Below are 22,251 nucleotides of genomic sequence, written 5' to 3'. Positions count from 1 at the left end.
CATGCACTACGCAATCCACGAAGGCACCTTCGAACTGCCGGACGCGGCGCTCGATCGGACCGTCAACATCCTGATGATGAACGCCGGCCCCGGCGGCCTCAATCTCGTGATCGCCCGCGGGCGGTTGCGCGACGGGGAGAACCTCGACGCGTTCGTCGCGCGCGAATGGGAAGTCGCGTCGCGCGATGCCAGGATGCTGACCGAGAAGGCGCGGCGGCCGGTGACGGTCGGCTCCCGTGCGGGCGTTCAGATCGATTCCACGCTCGAGCGGGATGGCCGGCTCTGGCATCAGGTGCAGACGATGTTTCCGTCGGATGACGCAGGCCGCGTGCTGGTGATGACGTTGACCAGCGCGGCGCCGCTGACCGAAGAACAGCAGGCGATCGCCGAACGCATGCTCGCCAGTTTCCAGCCGCGCGCGGCGCGGCCGTCCCTGCTCGGGCCGGGTGACGCGTCGTGAGTGCGGAGAACTTCGCGGCCGCTCGCTTCGAAGATCCGATCCAGCACACGACGTTGATGGGGGAGCTTGTCGGCACGGTCGGGTCCGTGGTCGGCGGCGCCATCGTCGGTGCATTGGTGGCAGAGGCGATGGAGGGGCTGATATTCGCCGGCCTCGCTGCGCTTGAAATCGGCACGGCGGGGTTGGCGACGCCGCTCGTGATCGCGATCGGCGTGGGCGTGGCGGTCGGCTCGGGCGCGTTGATGGAAGCGAGCGGCATGAACGACGCCATCGACGAGGGCGCGAAGTCGCTCGCCAATTCGATCGTGCCGCCCGTGATCAAAGGCAAGATCGCAAGCGGGTCGGGGAACGTCTACGTCAACAACAAGCCGGCCTCACGGGCGGCGAAGCCGGGCGATCTCGATACCGTTGCGTGTACCGATCATCCCGGGCCGCAGATGATCGCCGACGGGTCGGGCAGCGTTTATATCAACGATCAACCGGCCGCGCGGGTCGGCGACAAGACGACCTGCGACGGGACGATTGCCGAAGGCTCGGACAACGTCTTCATCGGTGGCGGCACGCAGCGGGTACGGGATGTGAAGTCGGCCACGCGGCTCGGGTGGCTGGGGGCGGCGCTCGGTATCGCGCTCGCGGTGTGCGGCCGCGGGAAGATGAGTTGGGGCGACTTTCTGAAGAGCAAGGCGCCGTGTATCGCGATGAATTTCGCGGCGGGTGCGTTCGGAACCTGGCTGGGCAGTCTGGCGAGGCCCTCGGCGGGGCATCCGGTCAACGTCATTACCGGCAGCAAGGTGCTCGATGGCACGGACGATACCGACTTCGTGCTGCCCGGGCCGCTGCCGATCGTCTGGCAGCGTTTCTATAGCAGCCTCGATGATCGTGCCGACAGCCTGTTCGGGACGGGGTGGAGCGTGCCGATCAGCGTCGAGTTGCGGCTCGCGCGTGAACATGGCGAGGTTGCGTCGATCACGTACTGGGACGAGCAGGGGCGCGATATCGTGTTCCCGGCCGTGCCGCCGGGTGAGAGCCATTTCAGCGTTCCGGAAGGCATTTACCTGATCTGCACCGAGGGTGGCCACTATGTGGTCGAGACGGTCGACGGTATGTATCGCGATTTCGGCCGTGCTCGTACCGACGCGGATAGTGAAGCGCTCAAGCTCTGGCGTCTCGAGGATCGCAACGGTAACTGGATCGAGGTCGAGCGAGAAGCGCATGACGAGGTCGTGCGGCCCGTAAGGTTGCACGATAGCGCCGGTCGCTTGCTGACCCTGTCGTACGACAAGTTGCATCCGCAACGTATTGGCGCGATCGAACTGACCCGTGGTGTCGATGGCGAACAACCCGACACGCTGGTTCGGTACGCGTACAGCAACGCCGGCGAACTGGTGGCCGTTACCGATCGTAGCGGTCATATCGGGCGACGCTTCGCATACGAGCACGGGCTGATGGTCCAGCACACGCTGCGTGGCGGCCTGCAGTGTTTCTATGCGTGGCAGGGTGTCGGTCGCGATGCGCGTGTCGTGCGCCATTGGACCGACGACGGCGAAGCGTACACGTTCGACGCGGATCTCGCGCAGCGTGCGGTGACGATTACCGACCAGATCGGTCGCGTGACGCGCTGGACGTGGAACGAGGATCAGCAGCCGACGAGCCATACGGATGCCGAAGGCCATGTGTGGCGGTTAGAGTGGAACGCGAAGCGGCAGTTGGTCAGCACGACCGATCCGGCCGGGAACACGACGCGCTTCGAATATGACGAGCGCGGGCGTCAGACGCAGCGCATCGATGCGCTTGGGCAGGTCGAGCGGACCGAGTGGAACGGGTACTACGACCTGCCCGTAGCGGAAACCGATCCGGCGAATTCGCGCTGGATTTACCGCTACGACGATCGCGGCAATCTGACGATGACGCGCGATCCGGCGGGTTTTGCGACCGAGTATCACCGGGACGAGCGTGGGCTCGTGCATACGATTCGCGATGCGCGGGGTGGGTACAAGTTCCTCGAGTGGAATGGTCGTGCGCAGTTGACGTCGTATACCGATTGTTCCGGCAAGGTTACGCGATTTGCGTATGACGCACGTGGTGCGCTAGCGCGTGTGACCGATGCGGCCGGGCAGTCGACCGTGTACGAAACGGATGCGATGGGGCGGGTCACGGGGATCGGGACGGCCGATGGTGCTCGTCAGACGTTCCGGTATGACGTGGCTGGGCGTCTCGTCGAGGTCGTCGATGCGAATCAGCGCAGCACGCGGTATGAGATCAATCCGCGCGGGCTGCTGCTTTCGCGTACCGATGCGGCTCATCGCGTCGTGCGATTCGGGTACGACGATGCGTTCCGGCTTGCGAGCCTGACCAACGAAAACCGCGAGTCGTATCGCTTCCAGTATGACCGTCGCGATTTGGTGGCTGCGCAGATCGGGCTCGATGGCCACAAGCGCACGTACGAATACGACGTGTGCGGCCAGGGCACGGTCGTGCGGGATGGAAAGATCGAGACGCGATACGAGCGCGATGCAATCGGGCGACTGAAGGCGAAGCAAGCCCCGCATGAGCGATGTGAGTATCTGTACGACAAGGCGAGCCGAATCGCGTCGGCCGAGTTGTACACGCTGACCGCTCGTGGTCCTTTGCTGAAGAATCGGGTCAGCCTGAAGTACGGGGCGCGTGGTGAGGTGCTCGAGGAATACACGCCGACGGGCTGGCTTGCGCATACCTACGATGAGCTTGGCAACCGCGTCAGCACCACGATTTCAGGTGAGCGCACGATCGACTGGCTGCATTACGGTTCGGGCCATGTGCACCAGATTTGCGTTGATGGTGTTGCAGTTGCGGACATCGAGCGCGATGATCTGCATCGGGAAGTCCTGCGGACGCAAGGCAAGCTGACGAGTCATTTCGGGTATGACGCGGTGGGCCGTCGTGCTCGGCACGTTGCGCAGCGAGGCAGGGCGGCGGACGAGTTGCTTGCGAAGCAGTGGCAATACGACGCTGTGGGAGACGTGATCCAGAAGCGGGATCTGCGCTATGGCACAACGAGCTACCGATATGACCCGACGGGGCGCATTGAACAGGCTGCCGGGCCGGGATTGCCGTCGGAAGTGTTTCGCTGGGACGCGGCGGCGAACCTCGTGTCGAGCGATCACCCGGGAGGCTTCGTTGAGCACAACCGGCTCAAGATGTTCGAGGACAAGCGCTTCGAATACGACGTCTATGGGCGGCTGGTTCGCAAGTTGAGCGGGCATGGGCCGGCCAAAGAGCTGGTACTTGAATACGACGATTGGAACCAGCTGAAGACCGTCGTGACGAAGGACCGGCTGGGTGTCGGGACGACGCATTTCGAATACGACGCGTTCGGTCGGCGGATTCGGAAGCTCAATGGGGGGTATGCGAGTACGGATTTCCTGTGGGACGGCATGCGGCTAGTGCAGGAGACGTATCACGATCGTCAGGGCGAGGAAGAGCTGACGTACTTGTATGAGTCGAATAGCTATGTGCCGCTGGCGCGGATCGACCAGGGTAAGGCGGCGGCTAACGACGCCAATGCACGGGATGCGGTCTACTATTTCCACAACGACGTGTCGGGGTTGCCGGAGGAACTGACTAACGCTGATGGCGAGTTGATCTGGCAGGCGCGGTACAAGGTGTGGGGCAACGCGGTACAGGAGGAGTGGATCGCGCGGGCTCCGCAGCAGTCGGTGCCGGAATGGGGCGAGGTGCAATTGGCTTCTGCAACGCCTGCCCACGTGCCGAGGCCGCAAAACTTGCGTTTCCAAGGGCAGTATTTGGATCGGGAAACCGGCCTGCACTACAACACTTTCCGGTTCTATGATCCGGACGTCGGACGTTTCGTTAATCCGGATCCGATTGGCCTCGCCGGTGGCATGAATCTGTATCAATATGCACCGAATTCCATCGGATGGATTGATCCGTGGGGATGGGCTAGCACGAATGACCCGGGCGTATATGACGTCTATTCGGAGGCGAGGTTGCCACGAGAGATGTACCGAATGAGCGACGGAAAGCACTTTCAAGAGGCCAATAGGCAACTGTATTACCAAATGAAGAATGACCCGCAGCTCAAGGCAACTCTTGAGAGTAAGTACCCAAGTATCTATGAGGAAGTCTCCCCTGGAAAACGGGGTGCGTTTCCGCGGGAAGCTCCCACGGGCACGTCATGGCACCATCACGAACGAGTAGGAGGCCTGCTGCAACTTGTTGACGCAGCAGATCACAATTCAAGACACCTTGACTATCACCCGAAGGGATACGGCGGTCGAAAAACGTGGGGTGGTGGTAGTGGTTGTAGATGATCCAATGAGGGAAATTATGAAAACTTACAATTCTTTAATTGAGCTGCTTGAAAATATCCCGTCTTTGCCAGGAAAAGACTGGATTTATGCCAACTTGGATTCGTGGAAAAGTAATCCGGAGGAGTCTAAATTCTTTTACATTCCGTGGGATTACATCCAGGATCTGGAAGATGATGAAATCTATCTGGATGATGAGGATATGGAGATGCCTAAGTCGGTTGAGGAGTATGACTTGAGGTGCTGGATGTTGGTGAATCAGTTGAATTACATTTTAAAAAATAAGATTGCCAAGGGGGAGGGCGTAAAGTGGTTTGTTGATGAGGTAAATTATTATCGTGAAAATGACGAATTTAGAACTTGATTTTTAGATGTATTGATTTTTTTCGTAAAATTTTATTCTATTATTCAGTTCGAATGGATGCGTGTAACTCGCACGTATCGCGCGGTGTATGCTGGTGTGTGGGCCGCTTTTTACGATTTTTATAACAACGTTAAAGGGTTGTCGGGAGAACTGGTCGACGCGGCCGGCGAATTGGTCTGGCTGGCCCGCGGCATCGTTTTTGGGGCAACGCGGCACCGAAGAATTAAATCGCTTAGACCCTGCGGCGATTGGTACGAGAACGGGGCGAGGTGTAATTTACTTCTGACGCCTCTGTCCAGGTGCCTCGCCGTAAAACTTGCGCTTCCAAGGACGATAACCGGCTGAAGATTTTCGAGAGCAAGCGCTTGCGGCGTGACTCATCCATCCAGGCTTGGCCTGGTCAACGGTGAGTGCGCGAACACGGACTTCATGCGAAGTGGTGAGAGCTCTAGGTGAGGAGGTATATGCTGTCAAGTGAGATTATTTCCTTTTGTCGTGATAGAAAATGGTGGTTCGACGATGTCGAGCCGACATATCGAGACGCCATCTTGAGATTGGGGGTTGATATATCATCGGATTTTTCAAAATTTTACTTGCACGCAGAAGACGGTCCCACATTTACTTAAAAAAAATGGCGAGATATATCAGATGTGTTGGTTTTTGAATAACTCGGACTACGATGGCAGATTGACGGCCGCGCGTGGAATTCTTGGGATTCCGGAGCCAAACATTCCGTTGGATCCATTCGCTGGTGGGCAAGGGTATTTCTACAACAAGGAAACTGGCGAGGTTTTCGATATTGAGTTGGGGGAATGCCTTGGGGAAATTTCTGTGCGGTGATCTCCAGCCTAAGTGGCGTAGCTTCAACGAGTTCATCGAGTGGTTTTTTGGTGTGTAAGTGTGGCACTGTTCGACGCGGTGATAATAAGCTTCCGCTGAGATAGGGCGGCCACCGCCGACCACCCGAACCCCTCACCAGCCGATATTGCAAGACGACCGCCACGTTCCCGCACCACCGGTAGCCTTGCACTTCGTCCCCGCGCCGTTGTCATAGAACGTCCGCGTTTCCGGTTGCGGCACCGAAGGATCGAACGGATTCGGCGCGCCATGCGGACCGCGCGGGGCATCGTACGGGCGCTGCGGTACATACGAACCACCGCCGCCAGCTAGTCGCGAGCCATTGGCCCGCAGGTATTCATTCCAGTTCTCCGCGCGCTGTTCATAGCCACGCACCGCGCGACCAAAACTATCGTTCCCACCCGCACCAAGCGCAACGCGATTCGCGGGCAACCCGAAATCGGGCTCATGCTTGGCCGAATGCGGCGGTACCACGAGCGCGTCGCCCGTCACCCGCAGCGGACGCATATCCGGCGTGTCAAACGGCGTGCGTTCCACCGGCGCAGCGTACTTCGCCTGGCGACGACTCATCCGCGCTGCATGCCCGTCATCCCGAGCAGCAGCCCTGCGCTCTGACCGAAACACATTGGCACCCACCGACCGATCGGTCAGCGAATCGCGCCCGGAAGCATTGGCGGCAGAAACAGAAAGCGCACACGCAATCGCGGCGGTGGCGGAAGAAAAGCGGGGGAGGTGATTCATCAGCGTTCCGAAGCAGGTGATATGCAATGAGAAAAAAACGGCAGATCACTGGCTGGCGGCTGGGCGACGGACGGGCGTCGAAGCGGCCCTGAAGCGGCTGCGAGGCGCTGCGTGCGCGACTCACAGGAAGGCTGGCTGGATTGCAGAAGCGAATTCGTATTATTTCATAAAAATAACAATTAGCTTCCAGATGTTTAGTTTTGTTTGTAAACAGTAGGATTGACCGCCCCGACCGACCGCCCCCAGTTGGTGCCAACCCAAACAATCATCAGTCGATTGATTTTCGGCGATCTGACCCTTGGAAACGCGAAAACTCGCCGCATGAAATCCGGGATCGCCGAGAGCCAAGCGTAGCAAGGCATAAACCCAATCCGCCCCACCCCATAGCAACCCAATTGCACCCCAGACAAACGTTCTCGCCCCTCACGCGGTTGCGCCCCCATCGCCACCACCTCCCCCAAAACCCTCCGTGTTTTCCCTCAGTCGACCGGCATTTTTGACAGACGATTTAAAAACGCCCATATAATTTCGACTGCCTTGCCAATGGCTGTCGGTCCATCCCTCCGAACAAGCGATCTGGCAAGCGGGGCAGGCGAAACGCTTGCGCAATGCAAGACGCATCACGATGTCTTTCCGAACCAGACGTCCCCCTCGGGGACTGCAAGAGCCGGGCCCCGCTACGCAACATTCCGCTGGAGTTCCGTCTTCTATGTGTCTCGGGCGTGTCCCATGTCCTCGCCCCGGGTGCTGTTCGATTGCGCAAGTCATGCCGCCTTTGCCCGTATGACTAAACAACATCGAGGAGCTCCCAGATGACGCTGTCCCGTCTTACGTCCATTTCCGCCGCCGCCGTGCTGTTCGCCGCCGGCGCCGCCGCCGCGCAAGCGGAAACCGTGAAGATCGCCATCGCTGGTCCGATGAGCGGTTCGGTCGCCCAATACGGCGACATGGTGAAGGCCGGCGCGCTGACCGCGATCGAGCAGGTCAACGCCGCAGGCGGTGCGGGCGGCAACAAGTTTGAAGTCGTGATGATGGACGACGCATGCGAACCGAAGCAGGCCGTCGCCGTCGCCAACAAGATCGTCAGCCAGAAGATCAAGTACGTGATCGGCCACGTGTGCTCGGGTTCGACGATTCCCGCGTCGGACATCTACGAGAACGAAGGCATCGTGATGGTCACGCCGTCGGCCACCGCGCCGCAGCTGACGGAAGGCAAGAAGCGCCACTTCATCTTCCGCACGATCGGCCGTGACGACCAGCAAGGGCCGGCCGCCGCGCACTACATCATCAACAACGTGAAGCCGAAGAAGGTCGCGGTCCTGCACGACAAGCAGTCGTACGGCCAGGGCATCGCCTCGTCGGTGAAGAAGGACCTCGAAGCCGCGAAAATCCCGGTCGTCCTGTTCGAAGGCATCAACGCCGGCGATTCGGACTACTCGGCGATCATCACGAAGCTGAAATCGCAAGGCGTCGACTTCGTCTACTTCGGCGGCTACCACCCGGAAATGGGCCTGCTGATGCGCCAGGCGCGCGAGCAGGGCGTGAAGGCCACGTTCATGGGGCCTGAAGGCGTGGGCAACAAGGACGTGACGGCGATCGCCGGCCCGGCGTCGGAAGGCATGCTCGTCACGCTGCCGGCCGACTTCTCGGCCGATCCGGCCAACGCGGGCCTCGTGAAGGCATTCGCGGACAAGAAGCGCGACCCGAACGGCCCGTTCCAGATGCCGGCGTACGCAGCGGTGAAGATCATCGCCGACTCGATCGCCGGAGCGAAGACGACCGACCCGACCAAGGTCGCCGCGTACATGCACAAGACGACGTTCGACACGCCGATCGGCAAGGTCGCGTATGACGCGCAGGGCGACCTGAAGGCGTTCAAGTTCGTCGTCTACACGTGGCACAAGGACGCGACGAAGACCGCCGCCAAGTAAGACGGAGTACCCGCCCGCGCACCCGCCCTGTCCGAGACCCGGACGGGGCGGGTGCGTATTGGCTGCGCATCGGCCCAGTGCGCAGCCAAGGAGCGGCCCCGAGACGACACCGTGCGTTGCGCGCGGCCACGCCGTGATCCGGCGACGGCATGCGACACAACGCCAACGGGAGCTTCCCGCACATGACTGACTTCTTTCCTCAATTCGCCCAGCAGCTGGTCAACGGCCTGACGCTGGGTGCGATCTATGCGTTGATCGCCATCGGCTATTCGATGGTCTACGGCATCATCGGCATGATCAACTTCGCCCACGGCGAGATCTACATGATCGGCGCCTACGTGGGCCTCGTGACCCTCACCGCAATCGGCATCTCGGCCGGCTATCCGCTGCCGCTCGTGCTCGGCGCCGCCCTGATCGTGTCGGTGATCGTCACCGGCCTGTACGGTTTCGCGGTCGAGCGCGTCGCGTATCGGCCGCTGCGCGGCGGCCCGCGCCTCGTGCCGCTGATCTCCGCGATCGGCATGTCGATCTTCCTGCAGAACTACGTGCAGATCGGCCAGGGCGCGCGCGACGTGTCCGTGCCCGTGCTGATCTCCGGCGCGTTCGACATCCATCTCGGTGGCGACTTCGACGTGACCGTCCCGTATTCGCGCCTGATGATCGTCTGCGTGACGCTCGTGCTGATGATCGCGCTTACGCTGTTCATCTCGCATTCGCGGATGGGCCGTGCGTGCCGCGCATGCGCCGAGGACATGAAGATGGCGAACCTGCTCGGCATCGACACGAACCGCGTGATCTCGTTCACGTTCGTGCTCGGCGCGATGCTGGCCGCCGTCGGCGGCGTGCTGATCGGGTTGACGATCGGCAAGCTGAACCCGTATATCGGCTTCGTCGCGGGCATCAAGGCGTTTACCGCCGCGGTGCTCGGCGGGATCGGCAGCATCCCGGGCGCGATGCTCGGCGGCGTGCTGCTCGGCCTCGCTGAAACCTTCGCCGCAGGCTACATGCCGGCCGAGTACAAGGACGTCGTGGCGTTCGGCCTGCTCGTGCTGATCCTGCTCTTCCGCCCGACCGGCCTGCTCGGCAAGTCGGACATCGAAAAGGTTTGAGGGAGACGCAGATGAGTCAAGTCATTTCCGTTCGCCGCCCGGCCGCCGACGCTTCGATCGGCCAGGCGCTGAAAAATGCCGTGGCCGCCGCGTTCCTGACGGCGATCCTCACGATTCCGGTGCTCGGGCTGCAGCTGAGGCTCGAAGGCTACCAGGTGGTGCTCACGCCGCACTGGCGGCCGGTGTGGATCGCGGTCGCGGGCGTGTTCCTGTTCCAGCTGTTGAAGCCGCGGCTCGTGCGCGCGAAATCGTCGGTGAAGCTGCCGGCCATGCCCGCGATGGGCGCGCAGCAGCAGCGCGTGATCGTCTGGGTGCTGCTCGCGGTCGGGCTCGTGTGGCCGTTCTTCGGCTCGCGCGGTGCAGTGGACGTCGCGACGCTCGCGCTGATCTACGTGATCCTCGGCCTCGGGCTGAACATCGTGGTCGGTTTTGCGGGGCTGCTGGATCTCGGCTATGTCGGGTTCTACGCGGTCGGCGGCTATACGTACGCGATGCTGAACCAGTACTTCGGGCTGTCGTTCTGGGAATGCCTGCCGCTCGCCGCGATCGCGGCCGCGACGTTCGGATTCCTGCTCGGCTTCCCGGTGCTGCGCCTGCGCGGTGACTATCTCGCGATCGTCACGCTCGGCTTCGGCGAAATCATCCGCCTGCTCGCGAACAACCTGACGAGCCTCACGGGCGGCCCGGACGGCATCTCGGGCATCCCGAAGCCGACCGTGTTCGGCTACGAGATGGCGCGCAGCGCGAGCGTCGAAGGCGCGAAAACCTTCCATGAACTGATCGGGCTGGAATACAGCGGCGACCACGTGGTGATCTTCCTGTACCTGCTCGCGCTCGTGCTGGTCGGCTTCACGCTGTTCGTGACGAGCCGCCTGATCCGCATGCCGATGGGCCGTGCGTGGGAAGCGCTGCGCGACGACGAGATCGCGTGCCGTTCGCTGGGCCTGAATCCGACGCGCATCAAGCTGTCGGCGTTCACGCTCGGCGCGGCGTTCGCGGGTATCGGCGGCGCGTTCTTCGCGGCACGCCAGGGCCTCGTGAATCCTGAATCGTTCACCTTCATCGAATCGGCGCTGATCCTCGCGATCGTCGTGCTCGGCGGGATGGGTTCGCAGCTCGGCGTGATTCTCGCGGCGATCCTGCTGACCGTGCTGCCGGAAGTCGCGCGCGGCTTCGCCGAGTACCGGATGCTGATCTTCGGTCTCGTGATGGTGTTGATGATGATGTGGCGTCCGCAGGGCCTGCTGCCCGCGAGCCGTCCCCACGTGGAGCTGCCCCAATGAGCGCGAATACGGAACTGTTGAAGGTCGCCGGGCTGCAGATGCGCTTCGGCGGGTTGCTCGCGGTGGACGGGATCGATTTCGACGTGCGTCGCGATGAAGTGTTCGCGATCATCGGGCCGAACGGCGCGGGCAAGACCACGGTGTTCAACTGCGTCGGCGGCTTCTACAAGCCGACCGGCGGCGACGTCGTGCTCGACGGTCACGCGATTGGCGGGCTGCCGAGCCACAAGATCGCGTTGAAGGGCCTCGTGCGCACGTTCCAGAACATCCGCCTGTTCAAGTCGCTGACCGTCGTCGAGAACCTGCTCGTCGCGCAGCACCGCAAGGTGAAGGCGGGGCTGTTGCCCGGCCTGTTCTCGACCCCCGCGTATCGCCGTGCCGAGAAGGAAGCGCTCGAACGCGCGGCTGTGTGGCTCGACCGGATGGGGCTGACGTCGGTCGCCAACCGGCCGGCGGGCACGCTGTCGTACGGGCACCAGCGGCGTCTGGAGATCGCGCGCTGCATGATCACCGAGCCGCGCTTGCTGATGCTCGACGAGCCGGCAGCCGGCCTCAACCCGCAGGAGAAGATCGAGCTGCAGCACCTGATCGACAGGCTGCGCCGCGAGTTCGGCGTATCGGTGCTGCTGATCGAACACGACATGAGCCTCGTGATGGGCGTGTCCGACCGCATCCTCGTGATGGAGCACGGCCGTCCGATCGTGATCGGCACGCCGGAAGCGGTCCGCAACGACCCGCGCGTGATCAAGGCGTATCTGGGGGAAGAGTGATGCTGAAGCTGGAACAGGTCCATACGCACTATGGCGCGGTCGAGGCGCTCGCGGGCGTGTCGATCGAGGTGAACAAGGGCGAGATCGTCACGCTGATCGGCAGCAACGGCGCCGGCAAGACGACGCTGATGATGACCGTGTGCGGCACGCCGCGCGCGTCGTCGGGCCGCGTGCTGTTCGAGGGCAAGGACATCACCGCGATGTCGACGCACCAGATCATGCGGCAGGGGATGGCGATCTCGCCGGAAGGGCGGCGCGTGTTCCCGAGCCTGACGGTGCTCGAGAACCTGAAGATGGGCGGCTTCTTCGCGAGCCGTCACGAGATCGACGACGGCATCGAGCACGTGTTCAAGCTGTTTCCGCGCCTGAAGGAGCGCGCGACGCAGCGGGCCGGCACGATGTCGGGCGGCGAACAGCAGATGCTGGCGATCGGCCGAGCGCTGATGAGCAAGCCGCGCCTGCTGCTGCTCGACGAACCGACGCTCGGCCTCGCGCCGCTCGTGATCGCGCAGATCTTCGACATCATCCGGACGATCCGCGACGAAGGCGTCACGGTGTTCCTCGTCGAGCAGAACGCGAACAAGGCGCTCGGTGTGGCCGATCGCGGCTACGTGCTCGAAACGGGGCGCGTGGTGCTCGCCGATACGGGCGCGAACCTGCTCGCGAACGATCGCATCAAGCAGGCCTACCTCGGCGGTTGATGCCGAACGCCGCCGGCCTGCAACGGGCCGGCGGCGCTTCCGCTTTTGCTTTCTCATGCAAGGCCGGTTCCCGGCCTTGTCTTCATCCGATCCTGAACGTGCTTTTCAGTACGTCGCGCAGATGCAGCGCGGCGCGATTGCTGTCGTCCGTCAGGATGGTGATCAGGTGCGGCGGGAGATCGGGCAGCACGATCCCGGCGACGTGGCTCGTCAGGTTGCCGGACACGCGATCGTGTTCGATGAGGCCGACCGCGAGGCCGTTCGCGATACACGCCTCGACCGCCGGCGAACTGGCGCTCTCGAGCAGCATCCGGTGCGGGATCTTCGCTTTCTTCAGCGCGTTCAGCGCGGTGTCGCGGTACGGACAGCCCTGCAATTGCACGGCGATCGGCAGCGGCGCATCGGGATTGAACTTGAAGGTTCGCGCGGCGACCCACACCGGATGGGTCTTGCTGAGCAGCTCGCCGTGCGGCGTCGCTTTCGGCACCACGGCGATCGTGATGTCCAGCTGGCCGCGCGAAAACAGCGACTGCAGCTCTTCGCTGGAGCGTGCTTCGACGGTCAGTTCGAGCAGCGGCCGATCGGCGGCGAAGCGCGGCAGGAATTCCGCCATGAAGTGCGCGGCGTACGAATCGGGGATGCCGAGCCGCAGCTTGCCGGTCAGCATCTGCGGCGACAGCGATTCGACGAGCCGGTCGTGGCTCAGCAGGAACTCGGTGGTGTCGCTCAGCAGCTTGTGGCCGTACTGCGTGAGTTCGACGGCCTGGTTGTTCCGCGTAAACAAGCGCTGCGCGACCATTTCCTCGAGCTTCTGAATCTGCGCCGTGACCGACGACGGGCTGCGATTCACATGCACGGCCGCATCCTTGAAGCGGCCGAGTTTCGCGACGGCGTGGAAGGTTCGCAGCAGGTCGACGTCCAGGGTGCGCGGCATGATTTGGTTTTTCCGAATCAGTGATTCAGGTAATGTCGATTGACGGAATTATTGGGCATCCCATATTCTCGGTCAACAGGCAGACAACGGCAGGTAGCCGGTCGCGCGTTGCACGTATCCGGGGAACGATTCATGTCGATCAATGATTTCGTTGTAGATGCATTGGTACGGGACAGGAAGTTGAAGGCCGAGTCGGTATGGACGGTCGAGAATCACGAAAAGTATTCGACGCTCAAGCGCAGCGACTCTGACGAGAGGAGAAAGGAAGCAGGGCGCGAGGTGTTTTCGCTGATGCGCAACCTGAACGAGCTGGGCGTGCGGAGCCCCGCGCTGTGCGCGGACCGCGACGGCAACGGTTCGTTACGCGAAGCGATCGGCAAGTTGAGCGAGCGGCTCGCGACGCTGTCGCGCGGCCGCGATGTGCATTACATCGAGCTCGGGCCGGAGCCGGTCAAGACGACCGAACTCGTGAAGGCCGTCAGCGGCAGCGGCGCGGACCATCTGCGCTATACGGCCGTCGACATCAACGAGTCGTCCGAAGACGCGATGCGGCACGCGATCATGCCGTTCCTGAAGACGCCCGGCTGTTTCAACTACATCGCCGACGATTACCGGAACGTGCAATGGAACCACATCGACGTGGGCCAGGACGTGACGTTCATCACGATGCTCGGCTTCCAGGAAGGTAACGAACTGCCCGTGACGATCGGCCGGCTCATCCGCAATCTCGGCGGCAAGTCGACCTACGTCGTCTCGGAGATGCAACTGCTGGTCGAGGGGCGTGAAGAGCCCATCTACAACTTCTACCAGAACGAGAACATGGTGCGGTTTTCCGAAGTCGTCAGCCGGCAGCAGGGCTTCGAGCCGCTCGGCAAGCACCATGTGTCGATCGTCCGGCTCAACCTGCTCGGCGACCAGTTTCACGTGGCGGTCACGCTGCAACCCGTTTCGAAAGCCGGGGCCGACGGGCATCTGATCACCAACGTCTGCCTGAAGTACACGCCGGAGCAATTCCGTCACGTGCGCCACAGCCACGCCAATTGCCGCGTGATCGACGAACTGCACAGCGGCGACGGCAGCGTCGTGTACCAGATCGCCCAGTTCAAGGGTTGAATGCCGCAACCACGACAGCGAGGCACGCGATGAACAAGGGAAATGCATTGCCGGTGTTTGCGCGAGGGTTCGATCGGGTGAGGCTTGCGCTGCAGACGTCGCTGTCCGGCAGCGCGAATGTCGACGGCACGCTGGATGCCGCGACGGAGCCGATGCGCTGGAGCAGCGCGTGCCTGCGCGACGGCTATGAAGTGCGATACCGGCGCAATCTCGACGCCCTCGGCTATCGCGGTATGCCGATGCGCGGCACGCGCTCGGATGCGCTCAACGCGGTGTGCCATCTTCGCGGGCTGTTTTCCGACGAAGCGGTTGCCGCATTGCGCGAGATCGGCCGCGCGCTGGAGCGCAGCGCGTCGAGCAGCAACTGGATCATCTCGAAGCGCGTGCGTGCAGTGACGGAGCGCTCGCGGTTCATCGACGACATGATGCACGACCGCGCATTCCTGCTGAGGGTGTCGCGTCTGGCCGGTGTGCCGCTGATTCCGTATCCGATGGTCAATGCGCGATCGCAGTTCAACTACTACTACCCGACGGACCAGCGCAACGGCAAGGAACAGCTGGGCATGTGGCACACCGACGGCACCAGCTTCGTGCTGAACGTCGTGCTGTCGGATCGATCCGACTACGAGGGCGGAAACTTTCTGTTCTACGAATCGACTGCGGAAACGTTCGACCGCCACGATCGCGAGCGCCGGCACGTGAAGACCGCGAACCTGGACACGGCTGGCGACGCGCTGCTCATCTATGGCAGCAAGCTGTTCCATGGCGTCGAACCGGTCGAGTCAGGGCGGCGCATGTCGCTGGTGCTGTCGTTTCATTGCCCGACCACGCGGGAGGACGACAACGGGTTCTGGCATCTCGCGTCGGACGACGGCATCCCGCGCACGGTCGTCAACTGGCTGGCGCTGCAGCGCGCGCTCCGGGACGACGCCGAACTGCAGTATCACCGCCTCGGGCTCGAACCGATTCGCCCCGAGGATCTGGCGGACCAGCGCCTGTCCCCGGCAACTTTCTGAGAGCCGTCGCCCCATGCAGCTATTCCTGCTCCAGCTCGTTTTCGTGTTGTCGTGGAGTTCCGGCTTCATCGGCGCCAAGCTCGGCGCGGAGACGGCCGGTGCGTTCAACCTGCTGTTCTGGCGGTTCCTGCTCGTCACGCTGTGCCTCGCGATCGTCCTCAACCGGCGGCTCGGGCGCCTGACGTGGGAGAAGCTTCGCTATCACGCGGTGATCGGCTTCCTGTCGCAGTTTCTCTATCTGGCGTGCGTGTACGTGGCGATTCAGCATGGCCTGCCGCCCGGCATCGCCGCGATCGTCGCCGCGATGCAGCCGCTCATCACGGCCGCGATGACGGCGGTGGAAGGCAGCGAGCGCAGCGGGGCGCGCCAGTGGGCCGGGCTCGTCGTCGGGTTCGTCGGCGTGGGCATCGTGATCGGCGGGCAATATGCGCTGCCCACCGGGTCGGTCGGGCTCGTGATGTACCTGCTGCCGCTGGTGTCCGCGCTGGGGCTGTCGATCGCGACGATCTATCAGCGGCGCCGCGCGCTGACGGCCGCGCGCAGCAACGAGGACGGGCTGTTCCTGCCGCTGTTCGTGCAGGGCTGCGTGAGCCTCGTGCTGTTCGCGTTGTGCGGGATCGTCACGGGCGACCTGCACGTGCCGACCCAGCCGAACGTGTGGGTTTCCGTCGTGTGGCTGACGGTGTTCTCGACCTTCATCGCCTACCTGTCGCTGTGGGCGCTGCTCAAGCGCATGCCCGCGACGCGCGTGGCGACCCTCGTCTATCTCGAACCGCCCGTGACATTGATGTGGGCCGCATGGATGTTCGGTGACCGGATCGAGGTAACGACCTATCTCGGCATCGTGGTCGTCGCAGTTGGCGTGTGGCTGGCCGGCAAGTACGTGGAGCGGCCCGCGCGGGCGCGGCGGGCAAACATGGAGGCGACCGGCCGCTGATGCACTGGTTGCGCGCGCGGTTCCGGTGTAGCGTCGCGGTACTGTCATGCCCCGCGAAGGAACACGATGAAAGTCAAACGGATCGTCGCCAATGTCGACACCCGATCAGTCGACGACGCGAAGCGCTTCTACCAACGGATCTTCGGCCTCGAACTGCTGATGGACCACGGCTGGATCGCGACCTACGGCAATGCCGAGCGGATGGACGTGCAGATCAGCTTTGCGTCGCAGGGCGGATCGGGCACGCCGACACCCGACCTGTCGATCGAGGTCGACGACGTCGATGAAGCGCTCGCACGCGTGCAGGCGGCCGGGATTCCGGTCGAATACGGCCCGGTTGACGAGCCGTGGGGCGTGCGGCGGTTCTATGTGCGTGACCCGTTCGGCAAGCTGGTCAACGTGCTCGCGCATCGCTGACGCTGCCCGCCGGGGCGGCTTGACGAATGTTTACGCATGCAACGCCAACCCCTTCACCGCCTTGTCGACCGCCTTCTTCGGCCCGCGCAGCGCCAGCCCGACGAAGTCGAGATTCTCCGCGTCGCCGGCGCGAAACACTTCGCGGTTGGCCGCGTCGTGCCCGGTCGAAAACATCGCGTGCACGTAGGGCACGATCGTGAGTTCACGCGACAGCGCCTGCCGGTGCGCGGCCTGCAGGCCGTTCAGGTCGGCCGCGAACACCAGCATCGGCTGGCCCAGCATGCGGCCGTAGCGGCGTCCCGACGCATCCTCGTAAGGCTCGCCGAGCGCTTCGGGCGCTTCGGCCGCGACGCCCGTCGCGAGAAACGCGACGACATTGAGTTTTTGCCACGCGGCGAGATCGTCGCGCACGATCAGCGCTACCTTGGTATCGAACATGAGTGCTCCTTGTAGAGACGCTCATGATCGGATGCCGCGCATGATCAGTCTGGAACGTTTGTGCACAGTTGCCGGTAGGCGGCCGGCGTGATCCGGTACGCGCGGCGGAACCAGCGGCCCAGGTGGCTCTGGTCGGCGAACCCGACGTCCGCAGCGGCCTGCGCGGGCGTGCGGCCGGCCGCCAGCAGCCGGCGCGCGGCACGCAGCCGCAAGCGCACCAGGTACGCGTGCGGCGACGTGCCGAACGCACGCTGGAACAGCCGCGTCAGCCGGAACCGGTCGATCCCCGCGACATGCGCGAGTTCGTCGAGCCCGATGTTGCCGTCCATGTGTTCATGCAGCAGATCGCGCACGCGCGCGATCGCGGGTGGCACGACGGCGCTTTCCAGCACGAGCGGCCCGCGCAGTTCGCCGCCGAGACGGATCAACAAGCTGTCGAGCGTCTGGTCGCGCGCGAGCTTGCCTTCGTTGCCGTGGATCGCGAGAAATGCCTGGCGGATCGCGTCGACGAGGCCACGATCGTCGACGAGCGTATGGCCGAACGACGCCTCGACGCTACCGAGGCCCGGCAGGTCCAGCCGGCGCGCTGCACGCTCGACCCACGCTTGCGGCAGGTAGAGCATCCCGTAGGTAAAGCCGCCGGCTTCGGGCGCATGGCCATCGTGCAGCGCGCCGGGCTCGATCAGGATCGCGCGGCCCGGCACGCTCGTATGCACCGACCGATGGCACTGGAATTGCTGTACGCCCTGTTCGGTGAAGCCGACCAGCATGTCGTCGTGATCGTGCGCATCGTATGCATGGCCGTTGAAATGCGCATGCAGGCTTTCGATACCGGTTTCCGCATCGCGCCGTGCGACGAGCCAGTGGCCGGTCGTGTCGATATGCTTCGCGGGTGTCGTCATCGGATGCGTCGCGGGTCGTCGTGGCGTGACGGATAGTGTACGCAGGTCGCGGGGCAGGGGTTGCGGTCGTGCATCATGCTTCGGCCGTCGCCGCCTGTTCGTCGCGTGCATATTGCGCGGGCGGCCGGCCGACGTGGCGCGTGAACGCGACGCTGAAGGTGCTCGCGGAACTGTAGCCCACGCGCCCCGCGATCTCGGCGATGCGGCCCTCGTTGCGGCGGAGCAGATCCTTCGCGAGCGCCATGCGCCACGTGAGCAGGTATTCCATCGGCGCGAGGCCGACTGCGCGGCTGAAGCGTTCGAAGAAGGTCGAGCGCGACAGTGCGGCCTCCTTCGCGAGCTCGACGATTGTCCACGGATGCGCGGGGCGTTCGTGCATCCGGCGGAGCGCGGCGGCCAGCCGGCTGTCGGCGAGCCCGCGCACGAGGCCGCGCGAGGCGTCCGTGCCGGCCGAGAATCGCAGTGCCTCGATCAGCAGCACTTCCACGAGGCGCGACAGCACGAGTTCGCGCGCCGGCCGCTGCGCGCGCGATTCGTCACGCACGAGTTGCACGAGCGTGGTCAGGCGCGGTTCGCCGCGCACGTGCACGTATTGCGGCAGCAGCGACACCAGCAGCGCAGCGTCGGGCGAACTGAAGCTGCAATGGCCGGCCATCATGCGTGTGTCGACCGGGCGGTTCGCGTCGCCGATCCGGTATTCGCCGTTGTCGAGCGCGACCGGCGTGGCGGTTTCGACGCCGGGCGGCGGGAGGTCGAAGCTGGATATCGCGACGCCGTAGGCGGCCGGAATCAACACGAAATCGCCGGGCAGCAGGTCGATCGGCGGATGCCCGTCGATCGCGACCCGGCACCCGCCATCCAGGACCACGCAATAGAACGGCTCGCCGGCGACCGTGCGGTTGATGCGCCAGGGGCTCGCGCCGTGAACGAGCTTGGAATACCGGGTGCTCGGCTGCAGCAGCGTCACGACCTCGGCTAACGGATCGATCATCGCCGGACTCTCGCAAATGAAAATCGGATTTTCGATTGTAGCGAATACGGATCCAGCCATCTATCGTACGAACACATGCTCAACACGTCACAGGAGTGAGTTCGCATGAAGACCGTATTGATCACCGGCTGTTCCTCCGGCTTCGGCCTCGAGATTGCCCGCTATTTCCTGGCCCGCGACTGGCGGGTCGTCGCGACGATGCGCACGCCGCGCGAGGACGTGCTGCCGCCGTCGGCGAACCTGCGCGTGCTGGCGCTCGATGTCACGAATCCCGACAGCATCCGCGCGGCGATCGAAGCCGCCGGCCCGATCGACGTACTCGTCAACAATGCAGGTTTCGGTGCGGCGGCGCCGGCCGAACTCATGCCGCTCGACACCGTGCGCGCCCTGTTCGAGACCAACACGTTCGGCACGATCGCGGTCACGCAGGCCGTGTTGCCGCAATTGCGCCAGCGCGGAGCCGGCGTGGTCGTGAACGTCACGTCGAGCGTCACGCTGAAGGTGCTGCCGCTGCTCGCCGCCTATCGCGCCAGCAAGGCGGCGGTCAATGCGTACACCGAATCGGTGGCGCTCGAACTCGCGCCGTTCGGCGTGCGTGCGCATCTCGTGCTGCCGGGCCGTGCGCCCGACACGCGTTTCGCCGACAACGCACGCGCGCACATGCACGGCTTCGAGCACGAGGCTTATGCGGAATTTGCCGCGGCGGTCTTTGCGCGCATCGTCGACGAAGCCGCGCCGATCACCCACGCGCAGGACGTCGCCGAAGCCGTGTGGCGCGCGGCGACCGATCCGTCGAGCCCGATGCGCATTCCGGCCGGCGCCGACGCCGTCGCGTGGGCGGCGGAAGCGGGCTGAGGCGGGCCGACCTGGGCGCGAGCCTGCTTGCCGGTGACCGGATCAAGCAGGCTCGTTTGCGTGAGTGATGCAGGATGCTGCCGGTCTGAAACGGGCCGGCAGCGCGATGGCATACACGTACGTGCATGCATCACGGACCGATGCGGTCCGTGTTATTCAGCATGTCGCGCCCGGCATGAAAGAACGCCGCGTGCGCTTCTGCTCGCCGTCTGTTCGTTGACCATGCATGGTCGCGCCATCGCCACCCCCACCCGATACACGAGCGACCATGCCGAGCTCGACTTCTACTGCTACTGGCCGCCTTCGTACAGCTGGTTCAGACGCTGGAGTTCCCCCGACCTCTGCACCCGCAGGTATTCGTCCTTGACCTGCGCGCGCGTGAGCCCGGTCGGTCCGCCCGCCTGCGAACCGGCGCCGGGCATGCTGCCCATCGACGTTGCGCTGATCGCCGAGTCGGACGGCTTGCTCGACGCTGCCGCTGCGCCATCGTCCTGCGCGCGGGCGAGGCCGGATGCGCCCAACACACAAACGACGGCCAGTGCTGCCTTGACCATGCTCTTCATCGTGGCACCTCACATGAAAAAGCGATGCAACAACCGCGACGCGAATTCTGCGTCGTCCGCGTATGTCGACGTTCCGCATGCGTCACGTCGATCCTCTCCCCGGCAATTTCCCAAGGTGTTCCGGCGATTGACGCATCGGCATGCACTTCGCAACGGGTTTCTGTCGCGCATGTCGAGTCGTCATGTGCGCGTTTGACTCGCGCATCTTGAATCGGGGCATTCCGCCGCCATACCATCGCGCCGGACAAATCCTCGACGCCGAACGCAGGAGTGGGTTCGTCACGCGAATGAAGCCGGAATGGCGAAATGATAGAACCCGCCTGCCGGTTTAACGCCCTCCTGAAAGGGGGTAATTGCCCTCGTTGTCATGTGGCTTGCCTAAACTGGACAGACATCGCGGAACGTGTGAAGTCGAGCATGTCGTCGCGGCCCGCGCGCGAATCCGGTGCATGTTCGAGGAGCGCATTCATGTCTGACAAACACGTCGCGCTTGCGAGTCATATTCGTCGGCTCTGTTCGCTTGCCGTCGAGCCGCATCTCGTCATTCCTCATGTGATTGAGGCGACCCGGCACATCGTCGGTGCCGATTGGGGCATGTTCTTCTATGCCGACGAACACTACGCCGTGTCGGACGTGTGCAGCGAAAACGAAGTGGTCTATACGCTCTTGCCGACGTATTTCGCGAACATCCACAACACGTCCCGGCAGGAGGTGCTGGGCATCACGTTTTCGGGTGCGATGCGCCGCGGACGCGGTTTCGACAACAGCGTGCACTACGACGATGCATTGCTGGCTAGCGACATGTATGCGGATCTGTGGCGGCCGGTGTCGATGCGCCACTGTCTCGAGCTGACCGCGACGGACGGCACGCGCGGCTGGGGCAGCCTGCTGCTGTCGCGCGCACCGGGCGCGCGTCCGTTCTCGGAGCAGAACCATCGCGACATCGAACCCGTGGCGCGGCATCTTGCGCATGCGCTGTCGCAGCCCGTGCAGCCCACGCTGCGCGAATCGGAATGCAGCGAATCCGCGACCATGGTGGTCGACGACGATGGCCGGCTCCTGCTGCACAACGCGAACAGTATCCGGATGCTGGCGCTCGCGACCGGCGAGCCGCTCGCGTTCTACCGTCACGAACGCTTGCCGGACTGGCTCGCGCCGCTCCGGTCGAACCTCGACCGGATCTGGCGCGGCTACCCGGCACCACCCGCGACGTTCGAGCGTCGCAACCCTGCGGGACGTTTCCGCTTCAAGGCCTATCGATGCACCGACGCGGCCGCGTTGCAACGCGATGCCGCGATCGTGATCCATATCGAACACTTTCCGCCGCTCAGGCTGATGGTCGAACGGCTCGGCTTCGCGTTCGGCCTGACCGAGCGACAGCGCGAACTCTGCGTGCAGCTCGTGCTGGGCCGCTCGCACAGCGAGATTGCGCGCGACTTCGCGCTGCGCGACAGCACGGTCGTCGATCATGTTCGCAAGATCTATCGCCGGCTCAACGTCCACAATCATGACGAATTGCGCAGCGTGTTTCGGGCCGGGCGGCTCGACTAGGTTTCGACGC

20 protein-coding genes are annotated in these 22,251 nt (G+C 63.5%); 14 read left to right on the top strand and 6 right to left on the bottom strand.

Going from position 1 to position 22,251, the window contains the following annotated elements; all coding sequences use genetic code 11:
- Window position 1: 1 nt before the first annotated feature.
- Genes C5O79_RS20335 through C5O79_RS20325 form a run of 3 tightly spaced genes read left to right on the top strand, consistent with a single transcriptional unit; the run spans window position 2 to window position 5,131 of the window.
- Window positions 2-460, top strand: coding sequence for a DUF1795 domain-containing protein (locus tag C5O79_RS20335; protein ID WP_046548481.1), 459 nt, complete (start codon window positions 2-4; stop codon window positions 458-460).
- The gene (locus C5O79_RS20330; RefSeq protein WP_131931597.1) at window positions 457-4,770 is read left to right on the top strand and encodes an RHS repeat-associated core domain-containing protein; all 4,314 of its coding nucleotides are present in this window, start codon (window positions 457-459) and stop codon (window positions 4,768-4,770) included. Before C5O79_RS20335 ends, C5O79_RS20330 begins: the two co-directional genes overlap by 4 nt.
- A 16-nt stretch (window positions 4,771-4,786) precedes the next feature.
- Complete coding sequence (locus C5O79_RS20325) at window positions 4,787-5,131, top strand: hypothetical protein (RefSeq protein WP_046548480.1); 345 nt, start codon at window positions 4,787-4,789, stop codon at window positions 5,129-5,131.
- 972 nt (window positions 5,132-6,103) lie between these two features.
- On the opposite strand, the gene C5O79_RS20320 is transcribed toward C5O79_RS20325, so the two are convergent.
- Complete coding sequence (locus C5O79_RS20320; RefSeq protein ID WP_236862342.1) at window positions 6,104-6,730, bottom strand: hypothetical protein; 627 nt, start codon at window positions 6,728-6,730, stop codon at window positions 6,104-6,106.
- A gap of 812 nt (window positions 6,731-7,542) precedes the next feature.
- Between C5O79_RS20320 and C5O79_RS20315 the strand changes: the two genes are divergently transcribed.
- From C5O79_RS20315 to C5O79_RS20295, 5 genes are all read left to right on the top strand, one after another.
- On the top strand, window positions 7,543-8,661 hold the full coding sequence (locus C5O79_RS20315; RefSeq protein WP_046548479.1) for a branched-chain amino acid ABC transporter substrate-binding protein: 1,119 nt from the start codon (window positions 7,543-7,545) through the stop codon (window positions 8,659-8,661).
- 182 nt (window positions 8,662-8,843) lie between these two features.
- Window positions 8,844-9,770, top strand: coding sequence for a high-affinity branched-chain amino acid ABC transporter permease LivH (livH, locus tag C5O79_RS20310; RefSeq protein ID WP_034186151.1), 927 nt, complete (start codon window positions 8,844-8,846; stop codon window positions 9,768-9,770).
- Between the two features lie 11 nt (window positions 9,771-9,781).
- The gene (locus C5O79_RS20305) at window positions 9,782-11,053 is read left to right on the top strand and encodes a high-affinity branched-chain amino acid ABC transporter permease LivM (protein WP_122476559.1); all 1,272 of its coding nucleotides are present in this window, start codon (window positions 9,782-9,784) and stop codon (window positions 11,051-11,053) included.
- A complete protein-coding gene (livG, locus tag C5O79_RS20300) occupies window positions 11,050-11,823 on the top strand; it encodes a high-affinity branched-chain amino acid ABC transporter ATP-binding protein LivG (RefSeq protein WP_039366287.1) in 774 nt (257 codons plus the stop codon). The genes C5O79_RS20305 and livG overlap by 4 nt, the downstream gene beginning before the upstream one ends.
- Complete coding sequence (locus C5O79_RS20295) at window positions 11,823-12,524, top strand: ABC transporter ATP-binding protein (RefSeq protein ID WP_039366289.1); 702 nt, start codon at window positions 11,823-11,825, stop codon at window positions 12,522-12,524. The genes livG and C5O79_RS20295 overlap by 1 nt, the downstream gene beginning before the upstream one ends.
- An 82-nt stretch (window positions 12,525-12,606) precedes the next feature.
- Here the strand turns inward: C5O79_RS20295 and C5O79_RS20290 are convergent, their stop codons facing one another.
- The gene (locus C5O79_RS20290) at window positions 12,607-13,458 is read right to left on the bottom strand and encodes a LysR substrate-binding domain-containing protein (RefSeq protein WP_046548477.1); all 852 of its coding nucleotides are present in this window, start codon (window positions 13,456-13,458) and stop codon (window positions 12,607-12,609) included.
- A 132-nt stretch (window positions 13,459-13,590) separates the two neighbouring features.
- Here C5O79_RS20290 and C5O79_RS20285 point away from each other — a divergent pair, with 132 nt between their 5' ends.
- From C5O79_RS20285 to C5O79_RS20270, 4 genes are all read left to right on the top strand, one after another.
- Window positions 13,591-14,571 (top strand): hypothetical protein, encoded by a 981-nt coding sequence (locus C5O79_RS20285; RefSeq protein ID WP_047849554.1) that lies wholly within the window; start codon window positions 13,591-13,593, stop codon window positions 14,569-14,571.
- A 29-nt stretch (window positions 14,572-14,600) separates the two neighbouring features.
- On the top strand, window positions 14,601-15,587 hold the full coding sequence (locus C5O79_RS20280) for a 2OG-Fe(II) oxygenase (RefSeq protein ID WP_047849555.1): 987 nt from the start codon (window positions 14,601-14,603) through the stop codon (window positions 15,585-15,587).
- 13 nt (window positions 15,588-15,600) lie between these two features.
- The gene (locus C5O79_RS20275) at window positions 15,601-16,524 is read left to right on the top strand and encodes a DMT family transporter (protein ID WP_047849556.1); all 924 of its coding nucleotides are present in this window, start codon (window positions 15,601-15,603) and stop codon (window positions 16,522-16,524) included.
- Between the two features lie 66 nt (window positions 16,525-16,590).
- Window positions 16,591-16,941: a VOC family protein gene (locus C5O79_RS20270; RefSeq protein WP_046548473.1), complete on the top strand. Its 351-nt coding sequence runs from the start codon at window positions 16,591-16,593 to the stop codon at window positions 16,939-16,941.
- A 30-nt stretch (window positions 16,942-16,971) separates the two neighbouring features.
- Here the strand turns inward: C5O79_RS20270 and C5O79_RS20265 are convergent, their stop codons facing one another.
- From C5O79_RS20265 to C5O79_RS20255, 3 genes are all read right to left on the bottom strand, one after another.
- Entirely contained in the window at window positions 16,972-17,379 is a 408-nt protein-coding gene (locus C5O79_RS20265; protein WP_046548472.1) for a DUF2000 domain-containing protein, read from the bottom strand.
- Between the two features lie 44 nt (window positions 17,380-17,423).
- Window positions 17,424-18,281, bottom strand: coding sequence for an AraC family transcriptional regulator (locus tag C5O79_RS20260; protein ID WP_131931593.1), 858 nt, complete (start codon window positions 18,279-18,281; stop codon window positions 17,424-17,426).
- Between the two features lie 73 nt (window positions 18,282-18,354).
- A complete protein-coding gene (locus C5O79_RS20255) occupies window positions 18,355-19,332 on the bottom strand; it encodes an AraC family transcriptional regulator (RefSeq protein WP_122476556.1) in 978 nt (325 codons plus the stop codon).
- Window positions 19,333-19,377: 45 nt separating this feature from the next.
- Between C5O79_RS20255 and C5O79_RS20250 the strand changes: the two genes are divergently transcribed.
- Window positions 19,378-20,127, top strand: coding sequence for an SDR family oxidoreductase (locus C5O79_RS20250; protein ID WP_047849560.1), 750 nt, complete (start codon window positions 19,378-19,380; stop codon window positions 20,125-20,127).
- 290 nt (window positions 20,128-20,417) lie between these two features.
- Here C5O79_RS20250 and C5O79_RS20245 read toward each other — a convergent pair whose 3' ends face one another.
- On the bottom strand, window positions 20,418-20,690 hold the full coding sequence (locus tag C5O79_RS20245; RefSeq protein ID WP_046548468.1) for a hypothetical protein: 273 nt from the start codon (window positions 20,688-20,690) through the stop codon (window positions 20,418-20,420).
- Between the two features lie 468 nt (window positions 20,691-21,158).
- Between C5O79_RS20245 and C5O79_RS20240 the strand changes: the two genes are divergently transcribed.
- Window positions 21,159-22,241 (top strand): LuxR C-terminal-related transcriptional regulator, encoded by a 1,083-nt coding sequence (locus C5O79_RS20240; RefSeq protein WP_046548467.1) that lies wholly within the window; start codon window positions 21,159-21,161, stop codon window positions 22,239-22,241.
- Window positions 22,242-22,251 lie beyond the last annotated feature (10 nt).

This window comes from Burkholderia sp. SRS-25, from assembly GCF_004343765.1.
GTDB lineage: Bacteria > Pseudomonadota > Gammaproteobacteria > Burkholderiales > Burkholderiaceae > Burkholderia > Burkholderia contaminans.
This window is presented reverse-complemented; position numbering and strand designations above follow the sequence as displayed.